At 42.5% G+C, this 9,532-nt stretch carries 9 protein-coding genes; 6 read left to right on the plus strand and 3 right to left on the minus strand.

What is annotated here, in order from left to right; genetic code table 11:
* Positions 1 to 202 precede the first annotated feature (202 nt).
* The 6 genes from EWV84_RS14750 (at position 203) to EWV84_RS14775 (ending at position 4,678) form a co-directional block, all read left to right on the plus strand.
* Positions 203 to 1,198 (plus strand): L-lactate dehydrogenase, encoded by a 996-nt coding sequence (locus EWV84_RS14750; protein WP_287078591.1) that lies wholly within the window; start codon positions 203 to 205, stop codon positions 1,196 to 1,198.
* Between the two features lie 476 nt (positions 1,199 to 1,674).
* Complete coding sequence (locus EWV84_RS14755) at positions 1,675 to 2,571, plus strand: restriction endonuclease (RefSeq protein ID WP_287078592.1); 897 nt, start codon at positions 1,675 to 1,677, stop codon at positions 2,569 to 2,571.
* Between the two features lie 306 nt (positions 2,572 to 2,877).
* Complete coding sequence (locus EWV84_RS14760) at positions 2,878 to 3,453, plus strand: DUF433 domain-containing protein (protein WP_287078593.1); 576 nt, start codon at positions 2,878 to 2,880, stop codon at positions 3,451 to 3,453.
* Between the two features lie 34 nt (positions 3,454 to 3,487).
* Positions 3,488 to 3,787, plus strand: a complete 300-nt coding sequence (locus EWV84_RS14765; protein WP_265795647.1) for a DUF5615 family PIN-like protein — start codon at positions 3,488 to 3,490, stop codon at positions 3,785 to 3,787.
* Positions 3,788 to 4,043: 256 nt separating this feature from the next.
* Positions 4,044 to 4,337 carry a DUF433 domain-containing protein gene (locus EWV84_RS14770; protein WP_287078595.1) on the plus strand — a complete coding sequence of 98 codons (294 nt, stop codon included), beginning with the start codon at positions 4,044 to 4,046 and terminating at the stop codon, positions 4,335 to 4,337.
* On the plus strand, positions 4,334 to 4,678 hold the full coding sequence (locus EWV84_RS14775; RefSeq protein ID WP_158198844.1) for a DUF5615 family PIN-like protein: 345 nt from the start codon (positions 4,334 to 4,336) through the stop codon (positions 4,676 to 4,678). The genes EWV84_RS14770 and EWV84_RS14775 overlap by 4 nt, the downstream gene beginning before the upstream one ends.
* Positions 4,679 to 4,943: 265 nt before the next feature.
* Here EWV84_RS14775 and EWV84_RS14780 read toward each other — a convergent pair whose 3' ends face one another.
* From EWV84_RS14780 to EWV84_RS14790, 3 genes are all read right to left on the minus strand, one after another.
* Positions 4,944 to 6,212, minus strand: a complete 1,269-nt coding sequence (locus tag EWV84_RS14780; RefSeq protein WP_287078596.1) for a glycosyltransferase — start codon at positions 6,210 to 6,212, stop codon at positions 4,944 to 4,946.
* Positions 6,212 to 7,954: an ABC transporter substrate-binding protein gene (locus EWV84_RS14785; protein ID WP_287078597.1), complete on the minus strand. Its 1,743-nt coding sequence runs from the start codon at positions 7,952 to 7,954 to the stop codon at positions 6,212 to 6,214. Before EWV84_RS14785 ends, EWV84_RS14780 begins: the two co-directional genes overlap by 1 nt.
* A gap of 198 nt (positions 7,955 to 8,152) precedes the next feature.
* The gene (locus EWV84_RS14790) at positions 8,153 to 9,292 is read right to left on the minus strand and encodes a citrate synthase (protein ID WP_061433485.1); all 1,140 of its coding nucleotides are present in this window, start codon (positions 9,290 to 9,292) and stop codon (positions 8,153 to 8,155) included.
* Positions 9,293 to 9,532 lie beyond the last annotated feature (240 nt).

The following is a 9,532-nucleotide window of genomic DNA, read 5'->3' on the forward strand; positions in this document are numbered from 1 at the left end:
CATCTCAACGGTACTGTTGGGCAAACAGAAACCGACCCAAACGCCTTGGGAGAGTCCGGCCTCTGGGTTCTTAATGGAGACATTGAGAATCTAAGCTGTCTCGTTGAACAAGGAATTTCTAACAGCAATGTAGAAAGAATCCCCCGTCACAGCGTAGCTTGACGGTGGGAGTATGTCAACGAGCCAGTAACTGCAAAAATCTATGCTAGATAAAATATTTACTCCCAATCCCTACGCTGAACAACCTGCTCCTCTGCGTCCTCGCAAGGGAGTAATTATCGGTGTCGGTCAGGTGGGGATGGCCTGCGCTTACTCGATGTTAATTCAAGACTGTTTTGATGAATTAATTCTGCAAGATATCGCCACGGATAAAGTCGAAGGGGAAGTGATGGATTTAAGGCACGGAATGCCTTTTATTGAACCCACAGACTTGAAAATGGGAACCGTGGCCGATGTGGGACAAAATGCCGATGTGGTGATTATTACTGCTGGGGCTGCCCAAAAAGAGGGAGAAACCCGATTACATCTCCTTGAGCGAAATGTGGCGATTTTTCGCCGTATTCTTGAGGATGTGGCTGTTTACTGCCCCAGTGCTTTAATTTTGGTGGTGAGTAATCCCGTCGATATCATGACCTATGTTACCTTGAAAATCACTAATTTTCCGCCTTCTAGGGTGATTGGTTCGGGTACGGTGCTAGATTCTGGCCGTTTACGCTCTCTTTTATCCACCCAACTCCATGTAGATGCGCGTAACGTCCACGCTTATATTATCGGTGAACACGGGGATAGTGAGCTTGCTGTCTGGAGTTCGGCTAATATCGGAGGAGCAAGGTTATTAGAAGGAGATTGGCAGGATTTAAGCGCGGCCAACCAAGAAAGCTTAACAGAAATTTTTCTTCAGGTTAAAAACGCCGCCTATGAAATTATCAAACGCAAGGGTTATACTAGCTATGCGATCGGTTTAGCTACCACGGATATCGTTAAAGCGATTTTACGTTCCCAAGAAAGAATTCTGACTATTAGCACTCTCCTCGATGGTCAATACGGTCTCAAAGATGTGTGTTTAAGTATTCCCTGCGTGGTTAACGAGAAAGGAGTGATTAAAACCCTGAATCTTGCCCTTAGTCCCAGAGAAACGGAACAGTTACACAATTCTGCCAAAATTATGCGCGATTTAATCGATCAGCTTAAAATTTAAGTTAGGGTTGGCTGAATAAATCTAAAAACATTGTTGGGTAAGAATTTTAGATTTTTTTACCCTCAAAAAGTGCCGAACATAAGAGCGATCGGGGGGAAATTTTGGCACTTTTTCCCCGAAAATTAGGTAATTGTGGGGTGGACTGAAGAATTAGTGCTAGACTTCCCAAAAAGTCTATTTTATTGCAGCTTGTTGTTAGGAATCTACTTAAAAGAGGTTGTTTAATCTGGCTAATATGCTTTTGGTTATGATATGGGTAAAAGTTCTGGCGATGGCCCTAAAATGGGGTGATATGCTGAAAGTTGACCCATATCGTTACTCTCAGGAGTGTTATCGAGAAAGTTTTTGTATAATCAATGGTTATGCAGCTCCTCCGTTGATGGAGTTGATGCTTGAGAACTTTTAGTTCGTCATCTAAGTTGATGGGTGTCACCTCTTGTTTGAATGCGAACCAGTAAGGAGTGAAATTAAGATCCATGGACTCTATTAAAGCCAACATGAAGAAGCAAAAGGGGGATGATCTAGAACGTGCAGTAAAACGTATAGAAGAAGCAATTCTCAAATATTCTTCAACACTAGACCCAGATAAGTTCGTTGTAGAAAACAAAAAAATTGTAATTGCTGAAGGTGTTCTGCATGAGATCGATCTATATGTTGAAGTTTCAGTAGCTCAAGGCTATAAAAGTAAATTCATCTTTGAGTGCAAGAATTGGAAGCAGAATGTAGGAAAAAATGATATCATCATTTTTTCAGAAAAGATTCAAGCAACATCCTCGCAGAAAGGCTTCTTCGTCGCCAGAGGATTTAGCAAGGGTGCTACTGCTCAAGCTGCAAAGGATGAACGCATCGAGTTACTTCTGGCATCAGACTTTCCTCTCGATTATCCACGAATGCTAGTCACAGGTAGAAGTGGGTTTAATGGAGACATAAAATTGACAAAACGTTCCGCTATTGGCAAGATAGACCCCTCTTTTATGACAATTGACATATCAACAGCAAAAGCTATCTTCAATGGAAATGAGATAGATCTGTACGAATTTTTAGGTGAAGAGTCAAACCAAGGCTTTGATGAGGCATTGAAGCAAATTGATACCACGAAGCTAGATCCAGGAGCATACCCAATACAATTTCAGATAACGATGGTACTTCCCGAAAACCAGTTGCTCGTGAACGGTGATGATATTGCCAAAATTCATTTAGATGTTTCGGTTGAATTACTAATACATAAGCCACGAGTTATTCACCACTTTGCCATAGAAGGTCGTGGCAAATATATAGAGTTAGAGCCTTATGACTATGGCACAGGACATGGAGAATTAATAATTACACTTGCTGCACCATTGGAAAATGATGTTACTCTTGAAAGAAACTGACTGCTGCATAACAATCCGCTTGCACACCGACCGTATCAAGTTAGTTGGTTGAGTGCGATGCCGAAGGCACTGCGTAGCAGTACGCCGCTCTGGTAGGGTGTGTTAATGAAATGTAACGCACCTCTTTTTTCTCTAGTCAAACTATTTTTGACTAATCTCGAATGCTAAGTCGTATCTGTAAAAACAGACATCAAAGGCAAGAAAGAAGTTCATCTGTGCTAACGTTTGCAGAAAAGGTTTTTAGATTTATCCAGCAAACCCTAATTAGCGATAAAATGGCTGTGATATTCAAATTTGACCTGTTATATGACTAATCACTCAGAAGTTGAGTCGGCTATTCAGCAATTGCCAGAGAGTGAAGTCCGCGCTCTGGCAAACTGGCTTCAAGACTATCTTGATGAGATGTGGGATAGACAAATTGAAGCGGACCTAGCATCGGGAAAATTAGCTCCCCTCATCGCTCAGGCAGAAGAGGATATGGCAACCAACAACGTCAGACATCCCGATGAAGTCCTTCGCAACACCCCAGCCAAATTCCAAGTAACTTCTCCTCCTTTTCGTTGGGATGAAGCGGGAGGTATCCGTATAGGTTCGAGCCGAGTGACTCTCGATAGCATACTTGCCTCATACCACAACGGCTCCACTCCTGAAGAAATCGCTATTCAGTTTTCAGTTCTTCGTTTGGAAGATATATACAGTGCCATTGCTTATTATTTAAATCACCGTCAGGAAATTGACAGTTATTTGGAACAACGCGACCAACAAGCTCAACAACTGAGACAACAACTAACCCAAAAACACAACTTAGTCGATTTAAGACAGCGCTTGCTTGCTCGTTATCAGTCAAAAAGAGAGTCGAGGCAAAGTGCGCCTTCTAACTGACGAAAATTTTAATGGAGCCATCTTGCGTGGACTGGTGAGGCGTTTACCTGAATTGGATATAATTCGCGTCCAAGATGTAGGACTGATGAACACTGACGATCCAGATATTTTAGAATGGGCAGCTAATGAGGGACGCATCCTGCTCACCCATGATGTAGCCACTATTACGATGTATGCCTACAATCGTGTCAATCAAGGACTACCTATGACTGGAGTTGTTGAGGTGATCTCAAAAGCACCCATTGGTAAGATTCTTGATGATTTAGAACTATTTATTTGTTGTAGTGAACCTGAAGAATATGAAGGTCGGGTTCTTTTCATTCCTTTCGCTTGATGCAATCTCTATCATTTTCTACTCCAGAAATCTAAGTGACCTAACCGTTAGACCGCAAGACCGAAACTAAGTCAGTGTCGAGAGGAACATTTATGAAAATTAGATTTCTTTACCGCGTAGTTTCCATCAGAGTCTTAGGTTAGGTTGCCGAAAAAACATCTAGCCTAGGATTCCTCTAGCCACTAGATGCCATGATCAAGTCATGTCTGTCCCTCACTAAAATAGAATCAGCGATTTCCCTAAGGGACCTAATTCCATGACGATTATTACTCTTTCACGTTATGTCACCAGAAACAATGAGATTTTAGGTGGAGAGCCAATTATTGAAGGCACTCGCACATCTATTCGCGCAATCGTAGGTCTGTGGCGATTAGGTGTGATGCCAGAGGAAATTCCAACTCATTTACCTCATTTGACCTTAGCACAAGTGTTCGATGCCTTGAGTTTTTATTTGGATCATCAAGCAGAAATTAACGAGTACATTGAGCGTAACCAAGTCCCCGATGAGTTGGTGCATCCTTCTGTAAAGACAGCTTTGGGTAAGCTATGAGCATATTTGCTTCGCTTTACATGGACGAAGATATGTCGGCGTTAGTTGCAACACTTCTGCGTTCTCGTGGTTTAGATGTCACCACTGTTCCTGAGCAGTCAACTTTGGGTAAAACTGACAGCGAACAATTAGAATTTGCAGCTTCTTTAGGTAGATGTCTTGTAACCCACAACCGGGTTGATTTTGAACGATTGCATCTTCAATTCATAGAGGAAGGCAGAGAACATTGTGGAATTATTGTTGTCCCTCAGAAAACTGCCTACGAGGTCGTGCAACGGGTTGGTATTTTAGTTAACACGTTGACTGTTGATAGTATTAATAATCAGTTACTATACGCATGATTTCTCCGCAAATTTACACTCTAAGCAGAAGCCAGCTAACAAGTTGATGAAGCGGCAATGTTCTAGTTCATTCATCACCGCTGACCATTGCTGTTAGACAGAAATCACAGAAATGTTCAATCTAATCTTTATAGTTCTTCGGTTTGTGTTAGGCCATGGACGGGTTATAAAGGGCGATTTTTGTCAATTGTTTTCGATAACGTTTTTAAAACCCGACACCCGACACCCTGTCCCCAGGAAAAACTTTTTTAGCAGACCCTAGCCATTATACCGATAGGACGGGTTGGCCGGTAGAAATGGCTTTTTCGACGATATCGGCGGCCATTTTCACTCCTCCTGTCTTCTGCAGCGCTTTTTGCATTCTCAGGGCATTTTCTCGGTAACTGGGGAAGGATAACACCTTTTCAATCGCCTTTCGTAAACGGGGAACTTCTAGACGGGAAATCGGAATCACTTCCCCTGTCCCCGACCATTTTATTCGAGCAGATACCCCCGGTTGGTCGTTAGCGATGGGAATGGCCACCATCGGTACAGCTTGCGCGAGGGATTCTAGGGTAGTATTTAAGCCTGCGGGGGTGATAGTAAGAGATGCTCTGGTTAAAAGCTCTAATTGGGGAGCGTAGGGAACAACTAGGGCGTTTTTGGTCGTTATTTGAATGTTAGAGTCGCTATTGCCCAAGGATAAAACTAATTGTACCGGCAAATCGGCACAGGCTTCGGCGATCGCATTAAAGGTCGATTGTAGGCGAGTTTGAATTGTCCCGAGGGAAGCATAAATCAAGGGTTGTCCGGTTAATTTTTCGTAGGGAAAAGGAATCGTTTTTCTAGTGGAGGAATCGTGAAAGGGACCGGTAAAGTGAAAGTGAGCGGGTAAATTTTGCCGAGGAAACTCGAATTCGGCGGGTTGTTGGCTAATTTGGGCAAGGGGGGAATAGCGTTGATTGATGTTTTGATAGGGAATTAACCCCCATTCTTGACGTTGCTGGTTGATTAACTCATTCAGAGGACGAGTCAGGGAGTCAAGGAGTTTATAGCCAAGTTTATTGCGAATAACCCCTATAAATGAGGGATTATAGTCCCAAGTGGTCATAAAGGGCGGAATAAGCGGGTCACGATTTAAAACCAATGCCGAACAAAAACTGATAAAGGGAATAGCTAATTTTTCTGCGATTGTACCCCCTGAGGCGGAGACTTGATCAACAATTAGGGCATCAATTCCCAAGCGACGCATCTCTTGAGGGATAGTTTCAAAGAGGGTCGCTGTAGAATCAGTTACTAATTGTACCGTGCGACGGACGGCGGCTGTTCCCCGTAATTGACCAATTTCGGCTAAACTTTTGGCTGATGTGCCTTTCGGATATTTGTTGGGTGCAATTGCCTGAAAATCTAACCCGGCTGCTTGCACCATTTCTTCACCATCAAGAGTTAAAAAACAGGTAACTTTATGACCGCGTTTTTGTAATTCTTTTCCTAAAGGTAGGAGAGAATAAATATGTCCAGAAGTTGTAGGACAGAGTAAACCAAAATGAGTCATTAAACACCTCCACAGGTTTTCTTTAATTCTTCTAGATTCCAGAATGCACCACCCAAGGCGGAGAATTGTATTCCTTCAAAGCAGTTACGCACAGCCCCCAAAGCGAGGGGATTAACTAGATAAATAAACGGGACGTATTCCTGTTGAAGTTGTTGAATTTCATTATAGATAACTTTGCGCTTCTCAAAGTCTAATTCTTGGGAACCTTTGACGTATAAATCGGCGATTTTTTTCTCCCAATCCGCCGCTTGCCAGCCTTGAATTGGAGGGCTGCCGGGTTGAGGTTGTTGGTTAAAAGCGTGGAGATTTCCATCTACATACCAAATATTAGGCGCGTGGGGTTCATTATCACCAGTAAAACCTAAAATATGTGCTTCCCAATCTAGACTATTACTCAGTTTATCAACTAAATTGCTAAAAGCGATCGCTTGAAAATCCACCTGAATTCCTATTGCGGCTAAATCATTTTTAATTTGCGCCCCAATAGCTTCCCTGATTTTATTTCCTGCATTAGTAATCAGGTTAAATCTAACGGGATTATTATCGATATCGACTAGCAGATTATCACTATTATACTTAAATCCGGCCTCTAATAATAATTCTTTGGCTTTTTCGGGATTATAATCGTAACCTTTCAGGGTTTTATCGTAAAAAGGCGATTGGATAGAAATAAAAGAATTTTGTTCTTGTCCCAATCCTCGATAGATATCATCAATCATTCTTTGACGATTAATGCCGTAGGCAATAGCTTGGCGGAAATTTAAGTTATTAAACCACCTAGATTTAATCGGAGCTACTAGGGGTTTTCCGTCGCGTTTTCCTTGATTGAGATTAAAACCGATAAATTGGGTTCCGTAGGCAGGTCCCCCGTTAAAAATCGTGAAATTTCCTCTTTCTTCTTCCGTTTTTAAGAGGGAGAAAAATTCAGGAGTTACCCCAATAGAATCTAAACTTCCCGAACGAAATTGCAGTAAAGTTGTATCCTGAGATTCAACAATTGCCCAAATTACCGAAGTTATATGAGGTAATTGTTGTCCCTGGGCATCTTTTTTCCAATAGTAAGGGTTATTTTCAAAAATAATCCTTTGTCCCGTTATATATTCTTTTAGTTTATAAGCACCATTAAAAACAATTTTATCGGGAGGAGTATCTAACCCCCAAGTGGAGAGAAATTCTAACCTACCATCGGGGCTTTTTTTCTGAATAGTTTTTTCTAAAGCGTGTTTAGGTAAAATCGGTGAACTGACAGCATCTAAAAAAGGGGCAAAAGGTTCGGGGAGTTTAAATTCGATTCTGCGATTATCTAGTTTAGTGATAACGGGGAATTCTTTTTTTAATCCTATTCTTAAACTATCGCGGTAGTTGTTAGGAATATCAGGATTTAGATATAATTCTTTATAGGTAAAAACCACGTCATCAACGGTTAAGGGTTGACCATCCGACCATTTTAAATCCTCTCTGATAGTAAAAATAATGCTCAAATTATCATCAGAAATTGTCCAAGATTCTGCCAAAACAGGTTCTTTTTTGCCAGTAATGGGATTTTCTGTTAATAGTCCTTCGTAGGTTAAACCAAAAATATTCGGGGATTCGGCCGATAAAACAGCATTAAAGGTTTTGGGGTCACTTAATACCGATATTACCACTTGATTTCGTCTAACTTGATTACCACAAGCAGTTAGGGAAATCAGCAATAAACAAGAAATTAAAAATACCGTTAATCTCCGCCAAAATTTCACCATAATCTTTAATATTTTTCTGTCTGACTACCTAGAAGTAAAGACCTTGCCTTGCTATATACACCGAAACTGACCAAGCTGAAAGCCGCTGGACTGTTTCCTTGCCCCATAAATATAACAGGAAATGAGACAAAAAATCTCGCCTAGGAAAGATTGACAAAGGCGAGAAACCGTGTTTCCATCAAGAATATGAGATAAAATCTAAGAACGTTGTTCGATCGGTGTATAGGGGACTTCGTGTTCTCCAGTGTAGATTTGGGTAGGACGGAAAATGCGATTAGCATTTAATTGTTCTTTCCAGTGGGCCAACCAACCGGCCACCCGGGAGATGGCAAAAATCGGGGTAAATAAATCACTGGGGATGCCTAATTTCCGATAGACCAATCCCGAATAGAAATCCACATTAGCATAGATGCCTTTTTCGCCGTAGATATCCACCACTGCTTGTTCTAATTCTAGGGCGATATCGTAGTATTCATCGGAACCTAACTCCGCGAATAATTGTTCAGCAAGGTTTTGTAAAATCGTCGCCCGGGGATCCTTAACTTTATATACCCGGTGTCCAAAACCCATAACTTTTTGTTTATTGGCGATACATTTTTCCACATAGGGACGAACATTAGCCACCGAACCGATTTCCTCTAACATTAACAATACTTCCTCGTTTGCGCCACCGTGGAGGGGGCCAGCGAGAGTTCCCACTGCTGAAGCGATGACACCGTAGGGGTCGGTTAAAGTGGAAGCCGTCACCATGGCCGAAAAAGTCGAGGCATTCATGGTATGTTCGGCGTGGAGGGTCAAACAGACATCGAAAACTTTCGCCGCTAAATCCGTTGGTCGTCTTTCCGTCAACATATAGAGGAAATTGGCCGCATAATCAAGACTATCGTTGGGCTGAATGGGATGATTACCTTTGCGAATTAATTGAAACGCCGCCACCATGGTGGGGATTTTCGCTAATAGCCGCACTACTGCTTGACGGATATATTCGGGATTATCCAAAGCCCGACGGGCATAGTATAACCCTAAAGCCGCCGCCGAAGTTTGTAGCGCATCCATGGGATGGCCTTTTTCGGGGAAGCATTTCATCATGTCTTCGATACGGTACTTGATGCGTCGATGATAACGGATTTCATCGGCAAATTCTTCCAGTTCCGCCCCCGTGGGCAGAACACCCCAGATAAGGAGATAGGCGGTTTCGAGGAAGGTACTTTTTTCGGCGAGTTCCTCAATCCGAATGCCCCGATACTCTAAGATTCCCTTTTGCCCATCCACAAAGCTGATACTCGATTGGGCGGCGGGAATTCCTTCTAAACCTGGCCGATATTCACAAACTGTCATAGTTCTACTTTCCGTGGCGAAGATTAAGCCCCAACGCTAACTTACTTGATCTTTCCACCCTTACCGAAATTTTATAGAAATTCTTCGGTTCTGCCTCTCCCGTTCAGGATTAGGGAGAAGTGGACGGAAATTACTCCTATTTAGGGTCTGCTGAAAAAGTTTTTCGGTGGGGGTTGGGGGTTGGGGGTTGGGGGTTGGGGGTTGGGGGTTGGGGGTTGGGGGTTGGGGTGTGGGGTGTGG

It is taken from the genome of Microcystis sp. M_QC_C_20170808_M3Col (assembly GCF_007095505.1).
GTDB lineage: Bacteria > Cyanobacteriota > Cyanobacteriia > Cyanobacteriales > Microcystaceae > Microcystis.